Annotated in this window: 24 protein-coding genes; 11 read left to right on the top strand and 13 right to left on the bottom strand. The window is 68.8% G+C overall.

All coding sequences use genetic code 11. The features are described 5' to 3' along the window. Positions 1-27: 27 nt before the first annotated feature. The 3 genes from ACSBP4_RS18735 (at position 28) to ACSBP4_RS18725 (ending at position 1,504) form a co-directional block, all read left to right on the top strand. Positions 28-708: a type I 3-dehydroquinate dehydratase gene (locus tag ACSBP4_RS18735; RefSeq protein ID WP_049965022.1), complete on the top strand. Its 681-nt coding sequence runs from the start codon at positions 28-30 to the stop codon at positions 706-708. Positions 709-763: 55 nt separating this feature from the next. Further along, positions 764-1,198, top strand: a complete 435-nt coding sequence (locus ACSBP4_RS18730) for a DUF7575 domain-containing protein (protein ID WP_435553117.1) — start codon at positions 764-766, stop codon at positions 1,196-1,198. A 144-nt stretch (positions 1,199-1,342) separates the two neighbouring features. Further along, positions 1,343-1,504 carry a DUF7331 family protein gene (locus ACSBP4_RS18725; RefSeq protein WP_435553116.1) on the top strand — a complete coding sequence of 54 codons (162 nt, stop codon included), beginning with the start codon at positions 1,343-1,345 and terminating at the stop codon, positions 1,502-1,504. Positions 1,505-1,506: 2 nt separating this feature from the next. On the opposite strand, the gene ACSBP4_RS18720 is transcribed toward ACSBP4_RS18725, so the two are convergent. Then, positions 1,507-2,754 (bottom strand): NADH dehydrogenase subunit, encoded by a 1,248-nt coding sequence (locus tag ACSBP4_RS18720; RefSeq protein ID WP_435553115.1) that lies wholly within the window; start codon positions 2,752-2,754, stop codon positions 1,507-1,509. 215 nt (positions 2,755-2,969) lie between these two features. Next, on the bottom strand, positions 2,970-4,175 hold the full coding sequence (locus ACSBP4_RS18715; protein ID WP_006650067.1) for a 3-dehydroquinate synthase II: 1,206 nt from the start codon (positions 4,173-4,175) through the stop codon (positions 2,970-2,972). A 212-nt stretch (positions 4,176-4,387) separates the two neighbouring features. On the opposite strand from ACSBP4_RS18715, the gene ACSBP4_RS18710 reads away from it, so the two are divergent. Continuing rightward, positions 4,388-4,990, top strand: coding sequence for a hypothetical protein (locus ACSBP4_RS18710; protein WP_435553114.1), 603 nt, complete (start codon positions 4,388-4,390; stop codon positions 4,988-4,990). A 37-nt stretch (positions 4,991-5,027) separates the two neighbouring features. Here the strand turns inward: ACSBP4_RS18710 and ACSBP4_RS18705 are convergent, their stop codons facing one another. Continuing rightward, the gene (locus tag ACSBP4_RS18705) at positions 5,028-5,882 is read right to left on the bottom strand and encodes an HFX_2341 family transcriptional regulator domain-containing protein (protein WP_049965019.1); all 855 of its coding nucleotides are present in this window, start codon (positions 5,880-5,882) and stop codon (positions 5,028-5,030) included. A gap of 346 nt (positions 5,883-6,228) precedes the next feature. On the opposite strand from ACSBP4_RS18705, the gene ACSBP4_RS18700 reads away from it, so the two are divergent. Beyond that, positions 6,229-6,900 (top strand): HAD family hydrolase, encoded by a 672-nt coding sequence (locus ACSBP4_RS18700; RefSeq protein ID WP_435553113.1) that lies wholly within the window; start codon positions 6,229-6,231, stop codon positions 6,898-6,900. 3 nt (positions 6,901-6,903) lie between these two features. Here ACSBP4_RS18700 and ACSBP4_RS18695 read toward each other — a convergent pair whose 3' ends face one another. Together ACSBP4_RS18695 and ACSBP4_RS18690 are read right to left on the bottom strand one after the other, a co-directional pair. Then, positions 6,904-7,437 carry a hypothetical protein gene (locus tag ACSBP4_RS18695; RefSeq protein WP_435553112.1) on the bottom strand — a complete coding sequence of 178 codons (534 nt, stop codon included), beginning with the start codon at positions 7,435-7,437 and terminating at the stop codon, positions 6,904-6,906. Between the two features lie 75 nt (positions 7,438-7,512). Beyond that, positions 7,513-8,085 (bottom strand): SprT family zinc-dependent metalloprotease, encoded by a 573-nt coding sequence (locus tag ACSBP4_RS18690; RefSeq protein ID WP_435553111.1) that lies wholly within the window; start codon positions 8,083-8,085, stop codon positions 7,513-7,515. Positions 8,086-8,164: 79 nt separating this feature from the next. On the opposite strand from ACSBP4_RS18690, the gene ACSBP4_RS18685 reads away from it, so the two are divergent. Then, on the top strand, positions 8,165-9,112 hold the full coding sequence (locus tag ACSBP4_RS18685) for a phosphorylase (protein WP_435553110.1): 948 nt from the start codon (positions 8,165-8,167) through the stop codon (positions 9,110-9,112). A 15-nt stretch (positions 9,113-9,127) separates the two neighbouring features. Here ACSBP4_RS18685 and ACSBP4_RS18680 read toward each other — a convergent pair whose 3' ends face one another. Further along, positions 9,128-9,730, bottom strand: coding sequence for a poly-gamma-glutamate hydrolase family protein (locus tag ACSBP4_RS18680; protein WP_006650074.1), 603 nt, complete (start codon positions 9,728-9,730; stop codon positions 9,128-9,130). A gap of 183 nt (positions 9,731-9,913) precedes the next feature. Between ACSBP4_RS18680 and ACSBP4_RS18675 the strand changes: the two genes are divergently transcribed. Next, complete coding sequence (locus ACSBP4_RS18675; protein WP_435553109.1) at positions 9,914-10,864, top strand: cation diffusion facilitator family transporter; 951 nt, start codon at positions 9,914-9,916, stop codon at positions 10,862-10,864. A gap of 48 nt (positions 10,865-10,912) precedes the next feature. Here ACSBP4_RS18675 and ACSBP4_RS18670 read toward each other — a convergent pair whose 3' ends face one another. The 4 genes from ACSBP4_RS18670 to trpC are packed head-to-tail and all read right to left on the bottom strand — an operon-like array spanning position 10,913 to position 14,719. Continuing rightward, positions 10,913-11,707 (bottom strand): 2-amino-3,7-dideoxy-D-threo-hept-6-ulosonate synthase, encoded by a 795-nt coding sequence (locus tag ACSBP4_RS18670; RefSeq protein ID WP_435553108.1) that lies wholly within the window; start codon positions 11,705-11,707, stop codon positions 10,913-10,915. Between the two features lie 24 nt (positions 11,708-11,731). Beyond that, on the bottom strand, positions 11,732-12,640 hold the full coding sequence (trpA, locus tag ACSBP4_RS18665) for a tryptophan synthase subunit alpha (RefSeq protein WP_006650077.1): 909 nt from the start codon (positions 12,638-12,640) through the stop codon (positions 11,732-11,734). Further along, a complete protein-coding gene (gene trpB, locus ACSBP4_RS18660; RefSeq protein WP_435553107.1) occupies positions 12,637-13,902 on the bottom strand; it encodes a tryptophan synthase subunit beta in 1,266 nt (421 codons plus the stop codon). Before trpB ends, trpA begins: the two co-directional genes overlap by 4 nt. A gap of 25 nt (positions 13,903-13,927) precedes the next feature. Beyond that, the gene (gene trpC, locus ACSBP4_RS18655; protein WP_435553106.1) at positions 13,928-14,719 is read right to left on the bottom strand and encodes an indole-3-glycerol phosphate synthase; all 792 of its coding nucleotides are present in this window, start codon (positions 14,717-14,719) and stop codon (positions 13,928-13,930) included. A 113-nt stretch (positions 14,720-14,832) separates the two neighbouring features. Here trpC and ACSBP4_RS18650 point away from each other — a divergent pair, with 113 nt between their 5' ends. Both ACSBP4_RS18650 and ACSBP4_RS18645 read left to right on the top strand, forming a co-directional pair. Further along, positions 14,833-15,042 (top strand): hypothetical protein, encoded by a 210-nt coding sequence (locus ACSBP4_RS18650; protein ID WP_006650080.1) that lies wholly within the window; start codon positions 14,833-14,835, stop codon positions 15,040-15,042. A 78-nt stretch (positions 15,043-15,120) separates the two neighbouring features. Beyond that, positions 15,121-15,591 (top strand): MGMT family protein, encoded by a 471-nt coding sequence (locus tag ACSBP4_RS18645; protein ID WP_006650081.1) that lies wholly within the window; start codon positions 15,121-15,123, stop codon positions 15,589-15,591. Between the two features lie 15 nt (positions 15,592-15,606). On the opposite strand, the gene ACSBP4_RS18640 is transcribed toward ACSBP4_RS18645, so the two are convergent. From ACSBP4_RS18640 to ACSBP4_RS18630, 3 genes are read right to left on the bottom strand one after another with little or no spacing between them, the layout of a single operon-like run. Continuing rightward, complete coding sequence (locus tag ACSBP4_RS18640) at positions 15,607-16,197, bottom strand: NUDIX hydrolase (RefSeq protein ID WP_006650082.1); 591 nt, start codon at positions 16,195-16,197, stop codon at positions 15,607-15,609. Then, positions 16,194-16,685, bottom strand: a complete 492-nt coding sequence (locus ACSBP4_RS18635) for a DUF7109 family protein (RefSeq protein WP_435553105.1) — start codon at positions 16,683-16,685, stop codon at positions 16,194-16,196. Before ACSBP4_RS18635 ends, ACSBP4_RS18640 begins: the two co-directional genes overlap by 4 nt. A gap of 26 nt (positions 16,686-16,711) precedes the next feature. After that, positions 16,712-17,854 carry a glycosyl transferase family 2 gene (locus ACSBP4_RS18630; RefSeq protein ID WP_435553104.1) on the bottom strand — a complete coding sequence of 381 codons (1,143 nt, stop codon included), beginning with the start codon at positions 17,852-17,854 and terminating at the stop codon, positions 16,712-16,714. A 164-nt stretch (positions 17,855-18,018) separates the two neighbouring features. Between ACSBP4_RS18630 and ACSBP4_RS18625 the strand changes: the two genes are divergently transcribed. Both ACSBP4_RS18625 and ACSBP4_RS18620 read left to right on the top strand, forming a co-directional pair. After that, a complete protein-coding gene (locus ACSBP4_RS18625) occupies positions 18,019-18,189 on the top strand; it encodes an HVO_0758 family zinc finger protein (protein WP_006182537.1) in 171 nt (56 codons plus the stop codon). A 114-nt stretch (positions 18,190-18,303) separates the two neighbouring features. Beyond that, a partial coding sequence (locus ACSBP4_RS18620; RefSeq protein WP_435553103.1) for a carbohydrate kinase family protein occupies positions 18,304-19,080 on the top strand: 777 nt, incomplete at its 3' end.

Below are 19,080 nucleotides of genomic sequence, written 5' to 3'. Positions count from 1 at the left end.
CCCCGCTCTTGTCCGCACTGCGTAGCAATGAGCCTTCGATTCGATTCGTTCGTTCTCGCGGCGTCGACGGCCGACCTCGCCGACGAGCCCGCGGCCCGTGACCACGCCGACGCGATCGAGTTCCGGATGGATCTGGCCGACGACCCCCTCGCCGCCCTCGAGGCCTATGACGGCGACCTCCCGATCCTCGCGACCAACCGCGCCGCGTGGGAGGGCGGCGAGTGGGCCGGAACCGACGAGGACCGACTCGAGACGCTTGCCGAAGCGACCGCGCTCGCGGGCGTCGACGCGATCGACGTCGAACTCGCGTCGATCCTCGAGGGTGGGGCCGAGGGGCTGCTCGAGACGGCCCGCGACCGCGACGTCTCGATCGTCGCCTCGGCCCACGATTTCGAGGGGACGCCACCCCGCACGGAGTTGGTACGGACGCTGACCGAAGCGGGCAAGTACGCCGACGTCGCGAAGCTGGCAGTGACCGCGGAGTCGACGGCGGACACCCTGGCGCTGCTGTCGGCGACCGAGCAACTGACCGCCCACGGGGACGCCGTCGCGACGATGGCGATGGGCGAGGTCGGGAGCCACACGCGTGCCGTCGCGCCGGTCTATGGGTCGAAGATCGGTTATGCACCCGTCGATCCCGCAGAGGCGACTGCGCCCGGGCAGTACGACCTCGAGACGCTCGCGGAGCTGGTCGGTCGGCTCGAGTGAAAACGAGCGAAATCGGAATGTTAAGGGTCGGGGTCCCCTACGACCCCAACACACAATGACATGGTTCCGTGCGCTTCTCGCGGCCGGCCTCTCGATACTCCTGCCGGGTGCGGGCCATCTCGTGATCCGGGACTGGCTTCGCGCCGCCGTCTTCGCCGGCCTCTTCATCTCGGCGAGTGCGATCTTCCTGCCGATCGAACAGCTCACCGCCGCTGGGCCGATGACGAGCGTCGGCGATATCAACGCGTACGCGGACATCATGGCCGAGGAGACCGACGCGATGACCCAGTTCCTGCTCTCGTTTATCGGTCTCTTCGCCGCGATCGACGCGACCTTCCGCGCACTCGGGTTCCCTCCGGGCAGCGATATCGGCGGGGACGGCGCGACCTGTCCCGAATGCGGGAAGGAAGTCGACGAGGACCTCGAGTTCTGTCACTGGTGTACGACCCGGCTCGAGCCCGCCGCCGACGAAGAGCCGACCCACTCCTGACGCCCCCTCGTTCGGACCGATCCGACCGATCACTGTCGGCGGCATATACCCACGCTAGTAGTACTTCCACGGAGCCCTTTTGTCTCCGCGTCGGATGCCGCGGTCATCGTCGTCGGCCCCACGGGCCGGCGGGAGTGACTTCGAATGCGAAGTGACGGAACACGACGTACCGACGACAGTGGGACGGCCGACATCGAACGCGAACGGTACGCGAGCTACCGGGACGGCAACGGGCGGGTCATCGTCGATCGACGGAACCCCGCGGCGTGGGTTCGATCGACGGTCGTTCGCCCCTGCGTTCGATAGCGTCAACGACACTGGCTACAGACGAACTCGGTTGGACTGACCGCCTCGAGCTGTGGCTCCGGAAGGTACCGGCCGCACTCGCGACACCAGGACCAGTAGATCCGGTGTGGATCGGCCGGCTCCGCGCCGGCCGTTCCGGCCGCCGACGCCTCGTCGCGCTCGATCGTCACGGACCGATCCGCGACGCCGGTGACCGTGCCGTCGATCGGGGCGTGCTGGGCGGTGCTGATCCCTTCGCCCGGACGGGCGATCAGCTCGCCCGGTTCGACCTCGTCGCCGGCCCGAACGATCGGCTCGCTGGGCGTCACCACACCCTCGAAGGCGGGGTTCGTCAGCAACGGTACGACGACGCGTTCCGGCTCGAGCCGGGCCGTCGGGGCCGTCTCGTGGCTCGATTCCGACCAGGCCGCCGACGCGAGGACGTTGATCCGGCCGCCGCTCCCGAGGCGGTTCTCCTCGACGACCGAGTCCGCCATGACGAGCAGACAGTTCGTCCGCTTTCGGACGCCGAACTCGTCCGGCGGGCGCTCGATTTCGAAGCACCAACCCGGCCCACCGTCGAGGACGACCTCGTTTGCCCCCAACTCGTCGGCTCGCCCCGCGGCCTCGAGGAGGACGGTCGCGGGCGTCCCGACCGGGACCCGGAGGAACCGGTGAGTGGGGACGCGGCCGTCGACGTGGACGAACTTCTCGGTCATCGGCTCGCCGTCGACCAGCGCTCGAGCGACGTTCGCGAGCGTTTCGGTGTTCTGGACGATCCAGCCGTGGTCCATGGGCAGTTCGTCGCCCGCCATGACGACGCCCGCAACGATCCGCATGAGGACGGTCTCCATGCCGAACTCGTATTTGTCGGCGGTGTAGGCGATCACGACGCCCGTTTCGGTCCCGTCGATCGGCAGGTCGCCGGGCTCGTAGACCGTCGCCTCGGTCGCCGCCTCGAGGTCGCCCAGCCACGCCTCGCGGTCGGTCCGCTTGGCGGCGACGACGATCCGATCGAACGCTCGATCGAGCAGGCCGTCGAACAGCGCCGCCAGTTCGTCGGCCCGCTCGCGACCCAGCCACTTGTCCATGTAGTAGTTGGGCTCGCTCTCCTGGTGGTTGACCAGCAGCGAATCGACCTCCTCGAGCCGGTCCCACTTGGCGTAGGTCGGGAACCCGGCACCGCCGGCCCCCGCCAGTCCGGCGTTTCGCAGCGTCACCGCGAACGCCGGCGGTTCGACCGCGCTGACTTTCTCTCGAGTGACGCTCATAGCGTGTTATTGGTGTGGGGCCAGCTACCATAGATAGTGTATACCGTTTCCGTGACGCGATCGAAAAACGACCCGTTAGCGGCCGAGTCGATATCAGGTCCGATGATAGTCCGGGTTTCCGTGGGTCGATCGGCGGCGTTCGATCCGCCGTGACATCTTCGTGTCCTATGTTACCAATTAACTATGAGGGCGAACCGACGGGTCGAGGAAACCCGCTATTTTTCGATGATACTCTCCTCGACGGCCTCGCCGAAGTGTCGGGCCGTGTCCTCGTAGTACAGCAGGATCTCGTCGCCGGCCTCGAGGTCGGTTACTGCCTTGCGGCCCTCGTCGGCGGCGACCTTGATCGTCTCGGCGTTCTGGAGCAGGGTCTCGACGCGGTCGCCCTCAGCGGTCTCGAGGGCGATCCGGAACATCGGTCGCTGTTCGATCTTGACCCGGCCGACGATGGCCTCGCGGGTGTTGCCGTCGGTGTCGACGACCTGGACCTCGTCGCCGCTTTGCAGTTCCGAGAGGTACTTCGTCCCGCCGTCGGGCGTGCGAACGTAGGCGTGGACCGCGCCGGCGTTGACCCGGAACGGCCGCGAGGCGACGTAGGGCGATTCGGCCGTCTCGGCGTGGACGAAGACCAGCCCGCGGCTCATCGAGCCGACGAGCATCCCCTCGTCGTGTTCGAGCAGGCTGCCGGTATCGATACAGACCCGGTCCGCGCTGCCGGCCCGTTCGACCTCGAGGACTTCGGCGGTGGTCAGATCGAGGCTCTCACGGGCGGCCTCGTCGCGGACCTCGACGGTCTCGCGGATCTCGTCGGGATCGTCCGAATCCAGCAGGACGGCGTCGGAGCCGATCTCGAGCGTCTCGAAGGCCGTCTTGGCCTCCTCGGCGCTGGTGACGCCCGCGATCAGGTTCGTCTCCTCGCCGATCCGGGCGATCAGGTTCTCGAGGGGGATGATCGTCCAGTCCTCGCCGACGACGATGGTGTGGTCGGCCTCCTCGGCGGCGGTCTCGGCGAACCGTTCGTACTCCTTGCCGAGGATGCGGACGTATGCACCCCGCTGGAAGTCGCCGTCCCGGCGCAGCGTCGAGAGGTCGGCCGAGCCCGCGAAGTCCTCCGGCAGGTCGATCGTCGCGTCGCCCTCGCCGTTCTTGCCGACGACGATCGCGTCCGCCTGCGATGCGGCCGACTCGTCCGTATCGCCGTCGTCGGCTTCGGCGTCATCGATGTCGTCGACCAGCGTCACGTCCCCGTCGGTCCGAAACGCCGCGACGTTGATCTCGCCGAGTTCGCGGACGCGCTCCACGTCGTCCTCGTCGACCAGTACCCAGTCTGCACCCGCCTCGAGCGCGGCGGTGATCCGCGCCCGGCGGTCGTCCCAGTCGCCGACGGCATCGTCGGCTTTCACCCAGACAGCTCGCGTCATGAATCGACTCTCGAAGGGAACCGGCTTGAACGTGGCGGATCGGGCAGGGGGCGTCGGTTCGGTCGGTGATTCCCCGCCGACTCGACCGCTCGCGATCGATTCGCCGTGATGATATTCTGTTTCGTACCAATTACCTCGACACCTGCGATAGTAACGATAGTAACGATACTTTCAGGATAGCTGATAATACATGTCCGGGAGAGCGTTCGAGTATGGGTCAGCGACACCTCGAGGCCGAAGCCGCACCGTCGATCGACTGCGCCGTCCGCCGACTCGAGGTGGACTCTGCTATCGCGGTCGCCCGCGCGGCGTTCGACCACGCCGGCGAGCTGGCGACGCTGGCGTACGATCGGACCGCCGCCGTCCTCGGCGCGGTTCGACTCGCCGCCCGCCGGACCGACGCCGGCGAACCCGCTCGCGACGAAATTGCCGCCGCGTTCGACGTCGACCCAGAGCGGGTCGTCGCCGCCGACGAGTTGCTGGCATCGCATCTCGGGACGCCCGCCGACGCCGACGAGATCCGCTCGCTGCGTCGCGCGCTTCTCGTGGCCCGAGAGGTCCAGACCGCCGTCGAACGCGACCGCAACGCTGGCCCCGAGCTTCCGGGTTCGCGCCTCGCCCACGCCGCGCCCGCCCTCCTCGCTCGCGCGAACGCGCATCTCGATCCCAGCACCGACTACGAACACCCGGGACTCGAACCGGCGGCGCTGCGGGCCCACGTCGAGCGCCTCGAGGCCGACCTCGCGTTCGCTCGGCTGGGGCCGCGGCTGTACGCGCTCGTCCACGAGGACGACGGCGAAACCGACGAGAACTGAACCGCTCCGCTGTCTTCCCGCTGACGCCCCCTCCCGACTACCGTCGATCGCCGCCCTCGTCCATGAGCTTGTGCCGGAACGCCCGGTAGGCGTTCTCGCCGCGCTCGGTTAGTTCGACGACACGGCGGCGGCCGACCGACTCGATCGTGACGTAGCCGTCCTCCGAGAGGGGCTCGAGGACGTGACTGTCGAGGACGCGGAAGGCCCCCTTGTCCTCGCCGGCCCGCTCGTCGGGCGAGCGTCGATCGGCCATGAACGCGAGTTCCCGATCCCGTGCGTACTCGATGAGGTCTTTCTTCTTCGGTGGAGCGGTCCGGTCGTCGTGAAAGCCCTCCCACGCGCTCGGTTCGGCGAGGAACTCCATGATCGCGACCTGGTCGCGGGTCGGCGACTCGATGGGGTAGGTCGGGATCTCCTCGATTTCGTCGAGGCCGAACGAGACCGGCTCGGTCGTTCCGTCGTGGGCGTACTCGGCGGGCTCGACGTAGTAGGCGTGAGCGTCCGTCGAGACGTCCATACACGCGATGGTCGCGCCGATCGCCGGGATCGTCCCCGCGCCGGAGACGTTGACGTACACCTGGTCCTCGGCGTGGACATCCGCGATCGTCGTCACGTCCCCGAGGACGGCGTAGACGTCCGTCAGGTCACACTCTCGGGTCCGGACCTCGGGGACGATCGCCTCGAGTTCCGCGCGGAGTTCCTCGTGATAGTCGGCCGTCGCCGTCGCGTTTCGCTCCTCGACGCCGCGGTCCGTCCCGCTCGGTCGCCGCCCGTCGCCCCCCTCGTCCTCGAGCAGGTAGACCAGATCCGCCCGCTGGTCCCGGATCGGCTCGAGGATCCGGTCGAACTCGTAGCCCAGCGGGACGACGTGGACTCGCTTGACGACATCCATACGGTGTGGGACTCGTCAGTAAAAATAACTGCTACGGATCGACGGTAGGCTCGAGTCGAACCCTCGACGATCGCTGCGTTTCGGCTCCCGACCTTCCCACCGTTCGGGTGGGACTGAAAGGGGCGACCGGGGTCGCGAGGCGAGACGACGGAAGCACTGGAGCGAACGGAGTGAGCGAAGCGCGCAGCGAGTCGCAGCCCGCGAGCGCGGTCGGGGCTTTCAGAACGTATTCGCGGTACCGAGACGGTTCGCAGAGACGCGATCTACAGTCGCCGCTGAACCGGTTCACACACGAGACGATAGTCGGCGAAACGTTCAGAACGCCCCAGCCCCTACATGCACTCGAATGGCCGCCTACGACGCGATCTGTTTCGATCTCGATCACACCCTCTGTACCTCGACGCAGGACGCCGAGGCCCTGCTCGAGTCGACTTTCCACCGTGCCGGCCGCGAGCCGTTCTGTACGCCGGCGGACCTGCGCGCTGCGGTCCCGGACCTGCCGACCGCCGAGACCGACCGTGAGTTCTACGACAACCTCTTTACCGAAGTGGCGACGCGAGCGGGCGTCGACACTACCGTCGCCCCGCGACTCGCCGCCGAGTACCTCGCGGCGCGGGATCCGACCGCCGTCGAGTTCCGCCCGGGCGCGAAGGCGGCCCTCGAGTCCGCCCGCGAACGGGGTCGGGTCGGACTCATCACGAACGGCGGTCGGGAGACACAGACGCGGAAACTGCGGGCGCTGGACATTGCGGACGCGTTCGACGTCCGTGTCTTCACGGAGCCAAGTGCTGGGATCCACCCGAAACCGCACGCGGCCCCCTTCGAACGCGCGTTGGCCGAACTCGACGTCGGACCGGACGCGGCGATCCACGTCGGCGACTCCCTCCATGCCGATATCGCCGGCGCCAACGCGATGGGGCTGGACTCGGCGTGGCTGGCGACCGACGCCGACGGTCCGCGCGATCACGAGCCGACCTACGAACTCGCCTCGCTCGAGGCCTTCGACACGATCGTCTGACCGCTACTCGTCGGGCAGGAGGTCAGTATGGATCACGGCCCGGTACTGGGTGTCGGTCCCCGTCTCGAGGCGCTTGAGCAGGGCGGCCGCGTCGGCGAAGTTCTCCGGAACGGTGAACTCGTCGCTCGCGTCGTCGTCGCGTCGCTTACAGAACTTCACGAACGCCAGCAAGTTCTCGTAGGTGCCCGGCCGGGCGTAGACCACGCCGATGTCTCCCTCGAGTCGCGCCTGCCAGTCATCGATCACGGGCTCGACCTCGCCGCGGGGCCCCTGCATCCGTTCGGTCAGTTCTTCGGCGTCGACCGCGCCCTCTTCGATCATCCCGTCGAGAACCGCCTGGACGTCCTCGGTGCCGCCCTCGAGCGCCGGGGCGTCGGCCTCGGCCGCAAGTAGCTCCGCGAAGGCCTCGACCTCTGCGCGCCGGACCGCGACGGGGTAGACGAACTCGTGGGTCTCTTTCGGCAGCGTGTACGACTTGGCCGCGACGCCCTGTTCGCCCTCGCCCGGACTGCCCAGCATGAGATCGAGTATTCCCATACTCGAAACAGGTAGTGTGAGTCGAATAAGCCTTCCGCGCTCGCACCGGTTCGGTTCCCCGCTCGAGCGGCCCTCCTACCACTCCTCGCTCAGCGCCGCTTTCGCACCGCCGTAGCCGCCGGCGGTCGTCCACGTCCGACCGCTGGCGACGTGTTCGACCTCGTAGGACCCACCGCAGGCCCCACACTGGTAGCCGCCGGGCGATTTGACCGGCTTCGATGCCCGATGGCGCTTCGCGTGCCAGTCACACTCCGGCTCGAGACACCGCAGGACGTAGCGCGGGTCGGCGAACTCCTCGCAGTGCCGTGGCGCCTCGAGCGCGGCGGCCCGCTCGCGAAACCGCGACCCGTGACCCGACTCGCCGAACTGCTGGAACTCCCAGGCGTGGACGAGTTCGTGCCTGACGATCCCCGCGAAGGCGGGCCACTCGTAGGCCTCGTAGGCCCGCCGTGCCAGTACGATCGTCGCCGTCTCCGTCTCGGCGTCCCATCGACACGCGCCCGCCCGCCGTTTGGCCCGCGTCGAGACCGCCCACTCGAGGGCCTCGAGCGCCACCGGCAGGTCGTGTTCGGCGACGACCTCGCGGGCGTGGATCCGCGCGCGGGCGAGAATCTCGTCCGCGAGGGTGAGGTCCGCGTCGTCGGTCACGGGCCGACGGACGACCGGCGAGGCGGAAATCCTTCCGGAACGGCGGGATACTTGCGCCGCCGGAACCGAGTCGAACCAGATGAGCGACCGCGATCTCCCGACGCCCCGTACCCCCGACCCCGACACACCCGTCCGACCGTCCGCGCTCGTGCTGCCGGCCGTCGCCGACCCGCCGCTTACCGAACGTCGTCCGTGGCTCGAGCGCGCCGAGATCACCGACGCCGTGGCGGTCCCCGGGACGGACACGCCGCTGTACGTGGCCGAGGACGGCGTCGCCGTCACGACGACCGGGATCGGCAAGAGCGACGCCGCGACGACCGTCACCGCCCTGCTTGCGGCCCCCGGCGTCGACCTCTCGTCGGCCTACGTCGTCTCGACGGGGATCGCCGGCGGCCCGCCCGCTCGGACCGCGCTCGGCTCGGTCGTCGTCGCCGACGCGATCGTCGACTGGGACCGCAAACACCGCTGGGACCGCGGGGACGCCGATGCGAGCCCCGCGGCCGATGACCCGGCGGACCGGCTCGATCTCCTCGCGTATCGGCCCCGCGACTACGTCCACCGCCTCGAGCCGCGACTCGTCGAGCGCGCGCAGTCGGTCGCCGCGAGCGTCGACCTGCGATCGGCCGACGCCGTCCGGGCGTCCCAGCCGCAGTATCCCGACGCGCCGGCGGCGGGCCCGACCGTCGAGACGGGGACCAGCGTCTGCGGCGACGAGTTCTGGCACGGTCGCGAGCGCGCCCGCGAGGTCGCGTGGCTCTGTGAGGCGTACGGCGTCGCTCCGTTCCTCGCGACCCAGATGGAGGATGCGGCGACGGCGACGGCCCTCGAGCGGTTCGACCGGCTCGAGCGCTACCTGAGCGTGCGGGCGGTGGCCAACTACGACCGGCCGGCCCCCGGTCAGTCGGCCGCCGAGAGCTTCGACGGCACCGATGCGAGCCGCGAGCTGGCGATCGACAACGCCGCCCGCGCCGCCGGTGCGGTCGTCGACGACCTCGTCGCCGCGGACCCGCTCGGACTCGACGGCTGACGCGACACGCCCGACTCAGACCGGACGGCAGCCGCCGTTTTCGACGAGGGACTCGAGCGCGTCGATGACCGCCTCGCGCTCGCCGTCGCGGACCACGGGCCCCTGCTCGAGCTGGAGCCCGCCCCGGTCCCCGTCGGCGAGCCAGTTGACGAAGTTGTTCGGACTGACGCCGGCGTAGGGACCGTCCGACACCGCCTCGACTGGGGTGGAGACAACGCGCTCGAGGCGGTGGCACACGCGTCGCTTGATCGCGGCATCGACCCCGCCGCCGACGACGACCCGATCGTCGGCGAGCCCGTGGAGGCTGATGACGGTCTCGAAGCCGCGGTCGGCGATCGCCGACAACAGCGGGTAGTCGGCCGGGTCGATGGCCGACGAAGGCGGATGCCACGCCTCGAACGCGTCGTCCTCGTCGTAGCCGAGACACGCCCAACAGCTCGCGTCGGACAACCGGGTCGCGAGTTCGAGGGCCTGCTCTCCTGTCCCGGGTTCGACCCCGCCGCCGTGGGCCGCACAGACCAGCACGTCGTCGTTCGCGCCGTCGTCGTACAGTAGTTCCGTACAGTGGCCCGTCGCGGTCCGTGCGACGGGCCGCGTCGTGAGCGTCGGTTCCGACACGGACTCGGGCTACGACGGTTGCCGGGGTAACTCTTGGCACGGTAGCTGAGACCGGGCTCGCCGGAGAGCGACCGGTCACGGCCGATTATTAAATCCCTCGGAGATCTTTGCTAATGATTGCTGTAGAAACGCCGTTTTGTAGCAGCCGATTTAATAAGTCTCCGCCCGCGAGATCAATCCACGATGGGTCACAACGAGTCGACCCGCTCTCGTGACTCGAGTTCACACGCGGGTCACGACCACGATCACGGCCACGGTGACGACACCACGAGCAGCCGAAAACTCGCCGCCGTCTCGGTGATCAACGTCGTCGGCTTCCTCGTCGAACTCGCTGGCGGGCTGGCCTTCGGCTCCGTCGCGCTCATCAGCGACGCCGTCCACATGCTGTTCGACGCGCTGGCGTACGTGATGGCCTTCGCCGCCGCCCGCGTCGCCGAGGGGTACGGCGACGACGAGCGCTGGTCCTACGGCCTCCACCGCCTCGAGCCGTTCGCGGCCTTCCTGAACGGCCTGCTCCTCCTCCCGATGGTCGGATTCATCCTCTGGGAATCGTATCAGCGCTTCCTCGAACCGGTTGCCATCGGGACCGGCCCGACGATCGCCATCGCCGTCGGCGGCCTGTTGGTCAACGTCGGCTCGGTCTTCATCCTCCACGACGACGCGATGAGCCTCAACGAAAGGGGGGCGTTCTATCACTTACTCGGCGACGCCGGTGGCTCGATCGCCGTCATCGTCTCCGTCCTCGTGATCGAAGTCACCGGGATCCGCGTCGTCGACCCCATTACCGCGGGGTTGATCGCGGCCGTGGTCGCGTGGTCGGCGGTCCGGGTCCTGCGAGGCAGCGGCGCGATCTTCTTCCTCGAGACGCCGCTGGATCTCGGTGAGATTCGGGCCCACCTCGAGGCGATCGACGGCGTCGACCGCGTCGACGATGTCCACGCGTGGCAGATCTGCAGTCAGATCACGGTCGCAACGGTCCACGTCGAAACCGGCGTCGAGACGATGGCCGAGGCGGAGGCCGTCGTCGGGCGGGCCCACGACGAACTCGCCGGCCACGGCGTCGATCACGCCACCGTCGAACTGAGTCCGCGCTATGCCGACCGGGACGTGCATCTGAACACGCACTGTCACTGAGCCGGCAACCGGACGGCGTCGACCAACGGAGCGAACGGGAGTCGAGAATCAGGCCTCGAGCGCCAGCCCCGCTTCGGCCAGTGCGTCGTCGACCGAGAGATCGTCGTGGACGACGCCCGCGACGGCCCGGGCGATGGCTTCGGGGTCCTCGTGCTGGAAAATCGAGCGACCCATGGAGATGCCAGCGCCGCCGGCGTCCATCGTGCCGCGGACCATCTCGATCGTCTCGCGGTCGCTCCCCTTCGAGCCGCCGGCGATGATGACCGGCAGTCGCGTCGATTCGACGACGTGCTGGAAGCTCTCGGCGTCGCCGCTGTATCCCGTCTTGACGATATCAGCACCGAGTTCCTCGGCGAGGCGAACCGCGTGTCCCAGCGCTTCGGGGTCCGTCGAGTCGACGCCGGGGCCGCGGGCGTAGGCCATCGCCAGGACCGGCATCCCGAGCTGACGGGCCCGCTCGGTGACCTCCGAGAGCTGGCTGATCTGATCGGGCTCGTGATTCGAGCCGACGTTGATGTGGAAGGAGACGGCGTCGGCACCGACCCGAACCGCTTCCTCGACGGTGCCGGTCAGTCGCTTGTCCTGCTCGTCCGGCCCGATCGTCGTCGAGCCGTTGAGATGGACGATGTAGCCCTTCCCGTTCTTGTTCTCGTGAACGCGGGGCGCGATCCCCTTCTGCGTGAGGACGGCGTCGGCACCGCCGCTGGTTACCCCGTCGATCGTCGATTCGATGTCTTTCAGTCCCTGGACGGCACCCATTGTGATGCCGTGGTCCATTGGGACGATCACGTACGAGTCGTCCGTCCCGATTCGATCGAGTCGTGCGTCGATTCCTGTAGTCATTGCGGGAGTGTAGCAAGCTAGCGGTTATGGCTGTTCTGGTTCCGGTGCATCTTCCGGATCGATCGTGACGGTTTCCGCGCCGCTGCGCGCGCCTCGCTTGAGTTCGCGGGCCTTCGCCTCGAGTCGATCCACCGCCGCCTCGGGCGTGTCGCTCGAGGCTACGATGTCGACCAGCGCGCTGCCGACGATGACGCCGTCGGCACCGGCTTCGACGATCTCCGCGGCGTGGTCGCCCTTACTGACGCCGAAGCCGACTGCCTTCGGAACGTCGTACTCCGAGAGACGCTCGAGGCTCTCGTGGGTCGCGCCCGAGACGTTCTCGCGCGCACCCGTCGTCCCGAGTCGGGCCTGGACGTAGGCAAAGCCCGAGACGTGGGACATGATCCGATCCAGGCGCTCGCCCTCGGTCGTCGGCGCGATGATGAAGACGAGGTCGAGCCCGTTGTCGTCGCAGGCCCGTCGCAGCGGCTCGGCCTCCTCGGCGGGCAGGTCGGGGACGATGATCCCCGAGAGGCCGGCCTCGGCGGCCCGTTCGACGAACGGACGAACGTCCGGCTTGGCTCGCGGGCGTTGCCCGCTCGCTTCTTCCGAGGCGCGTGGCGCCTCGCTGTCCCCGTACTGGAGGATCATGTTGTAGTAGGTCATCACCAGCAGCGGCGCCTCGGTCTCGAGGTCGTCGACCAGTTCGAAAAAGCCCTCGGGGGTCGTCCCGGCCGCCAGCGCACGGTTGATGGCGTCCTGAATCGTCCGGCCCTCTGCGATCGGCTCCGAGAACGGCAACCCGAGTTCGATCAGGTCCGAGCCGCCCCGATCGAGCGCTTCGACGTAGTCTTTGGTATCGGCCAGCGAGGGGTCGCCCGCGGTGATGTAGGTGATCAGCGCGGGGTGGTTCTCGCGGATGGCGGCCTCGACTTCGCTGTCGTACTCGCTCATCCGTCGAACACCTCCACGGCCGGCGCGGCCTCGAGATCCCGTTTCTCGGTCTCCTCGAGGACGGTCTCGAGGTCCTTGTCGCCACGTCCCGAGACGTTGACGACGACGAGGTCGCCGAGTTCGTCGGCGGACTCCTCTAGATACCCCAGCGCGTGACTCGACTCGAGCGCGGGGATGATCCCCTCGAGCCGCGAGAGTCGGTGGAAGCCGTTGAGCGCGGCCTCGTCGTCGACGTTCGCGGGCGTCACGCGCCCGGTCTCGACGAGATGTGAGAGTTCGGGCCCGACGCCGGCGTAGTCAAGCCCCGCGCTGACGCTGTGGGATTCGACGATCTGGCCGTCGCCGGCCTGCAGGAGCTTCGTCATCGCGCCGTGGAGGACGCCGTCGGTGCCCGTCGACAGCGTCGCGGAGTTGGGGGCCATCCCCTCTTCCTCGTCGATCTCGAGGCTCGAGCCACCGGCCTCGACGGCGTATAAGTCGACCTCGTCATCAGGGACGAACGCGTGGAAGGTGCCCATCGTGTTCGAGCCGCCGCCGGCGCAGGCGACGACGCTGTCTGGCAGTCGCCCCGCTTTCTCCCGGATCTGCTCGCGGATCTCGTCCCCGATGACCGCCTGGAAGTCACGGACCATCTGCGGGAACGGATGCGGGCCGACGACGGAGCCGATGACGTAGTGGGTCCGCTCGACGGTCGTCGCCCAGTCGCGCATCGTCTCGTTGATCGCCTCCTTCAGAGTGGCGCTGCCGGCCTCGACGGGGTTGACCTCGGCCCCGTTCATCCGCATCCGGTAGACGTTCGGACGCTGGCGGTTGACGTCGGTTCGGCCCATGTAGATCTCGCAGGGCATGTCCAGATGGGCCGCGGCCATCGCCGTCGCGGTGCCGTGTTGGCCCGCGCCGGTTTCGGCGATGATCCGCTCTTTGCCCATGTACTTCGCGAGCAGGACCTGCCCGAGCGCGTTGTTGAGCTTGTGGGCCCCGCCGTGGAGCAGGTCCTCACGCTTGAGATAGACCTCGCGGTCGTAGCGGTCGCTCAGCCGGTCCGCGCGCTGGAGCGGCGTCGGCCGCCCGCCGAAATCGTGCATCCGCTCGCGGAACTCGTCCATGAAGCCGTCCTCGTTTTCCAGGACGTACCGCTCGTAGGCGTCCTCGAGTTCCTGTAAGGCCGGCATCAACGCTTCGGGGACGTACTGCCCGCCGTAGTCGCCGAAGGTACCCGTCCGTCCGGCGTCGCCGTCGTCGTGGTCGTGTTCTGTACTCATGTCTGAATAGTGTCGTCGTGGTCGCTCATGTGGAGTCTCCCGCTGTCGATTCCGCCCGCGTGAGCCGCCGCGTGTTCTCGGTGACGTCGCTGTCGCCCGTCCCGTGGTCCATGATCGCGCTGCCGACCAACAGGGCGTCGGCACCTGCCTCGCGCATCCGCCGGACATCGGCCGGCGACGAGATCCCGCTCTCGGCGATCAGCGTCACGTCGTCCGGTACCTCGGGTGCGACCGACTCGAAGGTTTCCAGTTCCACCTCGAGCCGCGCCAGATCCCGGTTGTTCACGCCGACGATCTCCGCGCCCGCATCGATGGCCCGCTCGAGTTCCGCTCGGTCGTGGACTTCCACGAGCGGCTGGAACCCCCGCTCGCGGGCCGCAGCGACCAGCCCCTCGAGGTCGTCGACGAACCGCGCGATCAGCAGGAGCAGGTCGGCCTCGACGACGTCCATCCCGTCCTCCTCGAGGACGAAGTCCTTGCGCAACACGGGGACGTCGACGGCCTCGCGGACCCGGGTCAGCGCCTCGGGCGAGCCGTCGAAGTGGGTCGGCTCCGTGAGGACCGAGATCGCCGCCGCGCCGCCCGCGACCATCGCCTGCGCGAGTTCGACCGGGTCGTCGGCGCGGGTCCCCTCGGCGGTCGGACTCGTCGGTTTCACCTCCGCGATCACTGGGACCCGCCCGTCGGCCTCGGCCGCCGCCAGCGCGTCGGGAAGCGAGCGCGCATCGACGTCGACGACGCCCTCCCCGCCCGACCGGCCCCGAGCGGCCTCGAGGATCGATCGGACTGCCGGGGCGAGTTCGGTATCGGAGTCCATTATTGTACATCGACGTACTCATATGTACATAAGGCTTGCGTCATCCTCACGGGGCCGGCGGTCGCAGCGAACGGCTAAAGTGTGACCCGTGCTAACTCTAGACTGGGTTCCGTATGTCCGTCGAGAACGAACCCACACTGGATCCGCCGACCTGCTCGCGCTGTGGCCGCGAGATGGAACTCCGTGCCGAGGGGACCGAAACCACGGTCCCGCTGCTCGGCAGTGAGATCGAGTACCGTCAGTTCGGCTGTCCCGAGTGCGGTCAGGGGGCTCGGTTCGAACGGAGCGGCGACGACGAGGACTGGACGCGTACCGGCGTCTGACCGACCACGGTGTCGCGGTCCCGGCACCGAACGTCCGGGACCGGCGGCTATTCAAGCCCGGCTCGCCTACGGGCGGGTATGGACGACGTTACGGAGGCCGGAATCTACGCGCGGGAATCGCCGTACCTCGATCGATACGTCCAGCTCGGTGCCGCGAGCGGACGCGTCCTGAGCGTCTCGTTCCCGGAGATTCCGGACGACGACGCCGAGGACGACCACCCCGTCCTCGACCGGATCTTCGAGTACCTCGACACCGTCGAGGAGATCACCTTCGAGGACGTCCAGGTCGCGATGACGATGCCGACCGACCGGCGGGCGGTCCTCGAGAGCGTCCAGTCGGTCCCCTACGGCGAGCAGGTCTCCGTCGAGACGCTCGCCCGGATGACCTCGGGACTATCCCACGAGGACGACGACGACCTGATTCTCGTCCGGACCGCCCTCGACGAGAACCCCGCCCCGTTGTTGATTCCGGACCACCGCGTGCGCGACGGGCCCAGCGCCGCGCCGCCGGACGTCGAACAGAAGCTCCGGTCGCTCGAAGGGCTCTAAGCACCGGTCGCCGTCTCAGAACTCGGACCGATCGACCTTTTCCGGTGCTTCGAAATCCGTCGCCAGCTCGAGCAGTTGCACCAGAATCCGGCCGGTCGCGCCCCAGACGGTGTAGCCGTCGACGTGGAAATAGTGGATAACGATCTCGCCGTAGTAGGGGTGAGAACGGCGCTCGTATTCGTAGTTCGAACGGTCGAGCAGCCCCGACAGCGGGAGGACGACGATCTCGGCGACCTCGCTCTCATCGCGGACGTACTCCCGGTCGGGGACGTGTGCGACGAAGGGGGTAACTGCGTACTCGGTGACGGTTCGGATGTCGTCGAGTTGGCCGACGACCTCGGCCTCGCTTCGCTCGAGGCCGATCTCCTCGTTGGCCTCCCGGAGCGCGGTGTCGAGGATCGTCCCGTCTACGGGTTCGGCCCCGCCGCCGGGGAAACTCATCTGGCCGGGGTGTTCGCCGAGGTGGTCGGCCCGCCGGGTAAAGAGGAGGTGGTCCTCGCCGTCGCGGTCGACGATCGGCGCGAGGACGGCCGCGTCGAACTCCTGATCGGTGATCTCCGTCGGCTCGTAGCTCGCGACCGGCTCGAGCGTCAGTCGGGCGGTCATTCTTCGAGCCGTTCCTCCAGTCGTCGGCGTTCGTCGGTGCAATCGATCGGAGCCCACGCCTCGAGGTCGTAGGTGACGTCGATCAGGGTCCGCATCCGGTCCGTATCGTCCGCGGCGACGGCCGAGTCGACGGCTGCATGCAGCCGTTCGCTGGCGCCCTCACCCAGCGCCTCGCGGTCGAGTCGTCGGCGGTCGATCTCGAGGATGTGTGGAACGTCCTCGGCGTCCTCCGGAACCGTCGGAAAAGCGGTCGGGCCGGCGACCAACAGCGCCTCGTCGTCGGGAAGCCCCTCGTCCGCGTCGGGCTCGTACCGCACGAGCGCGAACGACTCGAGGGCGTCCTCGACGGCCGTCTCGAGGGCCGCCGCCTCGACCGACCCCCCGTCGGCGCGGTAGGCGGCCTCGGCGAGCGCCCGCTCGAGTTCCGTGCGGGTCAGCCCGCCGAAGAGATCGACCACGCCGGCCAGTTCGTCGGCGGTCGCGTCCATACGGTGTGCAAGGAGCGGTGAGAGGATTAGTCTTGCGAGCGCGAGCCGGTGCGGCGGTCCCGCCAGGGGCGGGCCGCCGCCAGCACGTCGGCCGGCGCGAACGGGGCCTCGGTCCAGCGCGGCAGCCGCGCGTCGGCTCCCGGCGGGGCGATCGACTCGGCGTAGCGTGCGAGCTGGTCCCGCTCGGCCGCGGGCTCGTAGTCGAGCCCGTTGAACGCCGCGTCGGCCCGGTACTGGGCGATCAGTTCCTCGCCCGCGGCCCGATAGCGCTCCGGCAGGCTCCCGTAGGCGGGCTCGACGCCGTGGTCCTCGAGGACGCCCAGCAGCGTCGCAGCCACCTCCCGGCTCATCCCCTCGAGGCCGGTATCGCCGGCGACCGCGCGGTGGTCGTGGACGTGTCGGCCCAGATCGACCTGCGCGGAGCGGTCGAACCCGGCGACGTCGAAAGCGTCGCTGAGGGTCCCGACCTCGAGCCCCCATGCCCGCGGGGCGCGGAGGCGGCGGGCCAGCGAGGCCGTCGCGGCGAACTCGCCGGCCAGCGCGTAGCGAAACGCCCCGAGGTAGTCGAGGATCGGGGCGTCGTGGGCGTCGGCCAGCGCCCGCACGAGCGGTGCGTAAAACAGCCGGAAGAGCCGCCCGTAGAGCCGCTCGTCCTCGACGCGGGCGTAGTACCCCTTCGCGAAGTCGAACCCCAGTTGCAGCGGCGCGAGCAGGCGGTGGACGTGTTCGGCCTCGTAGCTGCGGGCGTCGGCGTCGTGGACGACGACCGCGTCGCCGGCCGCGGCGGCGGGACCGAGCGCCAGCCAGACGTCGCGGCCCTTGCCGAACCCGCCGTCGAGCCCCGCCTCGGCAAACAGCGTCTCGATGCCGGGTGCGTTACACCAGAGGAGCCTGATCGGCAGGGCAAACGAGGCCAGCCACTCCCGGAACGGCTCGACCCGGTCGGGCTCGGCACGGATCGGCACGAAGACCGCGGCCGGCGAGGGCTCGAGGCGCTCGAGTTCGCCGAGGACGCGCGCGGCGGCGGGGCTCTCCAGTTCGCGGCCGGCCATGGGGACGACGACGGCCGTCTCGGCGACCGCGTCGACCGCGCTCGAGCGGGCCCCGCCGGCCGAACTCGCCTCGCCGAACTCGTGGAGCGTCGCGATCCGCTCCTGGACGTACTCCATCGGTGGGGTCTTCGGCCCGATCGGTAAAACGACCACGGATCCGGCCAGGTAGGTACGTCGCGAGTAGACGACGAACGCCGCCGTCACGATACGCGGAGCGGTCGGCGCATCGACACTCGAAAAAGCACCGGTCTTTTTCTCCCCCACCTTCTTACAGGGCGAATATGAAATCAGTCCGGAAGGCGCTCCGCGACGGCGAACTCGAGAAAGACACCTACGATCGACTCGTCTGTGGCGAGTGCGAGAAGCCCCTGAAGACCGAAAACGACCCGGACGAGATCAAGACGGTCCGTATCTGTCCCGACTGTGCGGATGAGTGGAAAGAGATCCGGTAACGGCCGTCACGCGTGCCGCTGTGGCCGGTTCGCGAGGACCGGACGGGCCGCCGTTCGAACCGACCTTCGCCGCGCTGGCCGGTGTCTTTTGGCCACGGGCGACGAGTTCCGACCGTGAGCGACGACCATCGCGACCGTCCGGCAGTCCTCGAACACGACGACCCCAGACATATCGTCACGCTTCCCGACGGTAGCGTCGATCGCTGGTACACGCTCGGTGGCTCGGGCGGCGACCGCTTCGAATCGGCCGACGCGTTCGCCGACCGGCTCGCGGCCGGCGACCGCACGTTCTCGCTCGAGCCGACGGCCGTTCGGCCGGGCGGACAGGCGGTCAACGCGGCGCGACAGGTCCACGCTCTCGGCGATCGGCCGACGCTTATCGGCCACCTCGATCATCCGGTGTTTCCCGACTTTCCGTTCGAGACGCGCTCGATGGGGCCGCCGGCGACGATCCGCGTCGTCGACGTCGGCGGAGAGGAACTCCAGCTCGCCGAGCCGGGGCCGGCCGAGGACTGGGGACTCGCGGAGCTGCTCGCGGTCGTCGACTGGGACCGGCTCGTCGGCGCGGACGCGCTGTGTTGTACGAACTGGGTCTCGGTCCGGGGCCTCACCGCGGTCTTCGACCGGCTGGCGGCGACCCCGCCCGCGGATCCGCTTCCGATCGTCGTCGATCCAGGGCCGATCGAGACCGTCGACCCGGCCGCGCTCGAGGGGCTGTTCGACGCGCTCTCGCGGGCCGACGGCTCGCTCGAGGTGGTCCTGAGCGTGAACCCGACGGAGTTTCGGGCCGCCGCGCGCGTCGTCGACGTCGACGCCGATCCCACCGCCGAATCGCTCGCCGCGCTTCGCGCTGCGCTCGGTCTCACCGGCGTCGTCTCCCACGGCGCGGAC

The organism is Natrinema sp. CGMCC1.2065, from assembly GCF_051225675.1.
In the GTDB taxonomy this organism is placed as follows: Archaea; Halobacteriota; Halobacteria; order Halobacteriales; family Natrialbaceae; genus Natrinema; species Natrinema thermotolerans.
Note: the sequence above shows the minus strand (reverse complement) of the source record. Positions and strands in the feature narration are given on the sequence as shown.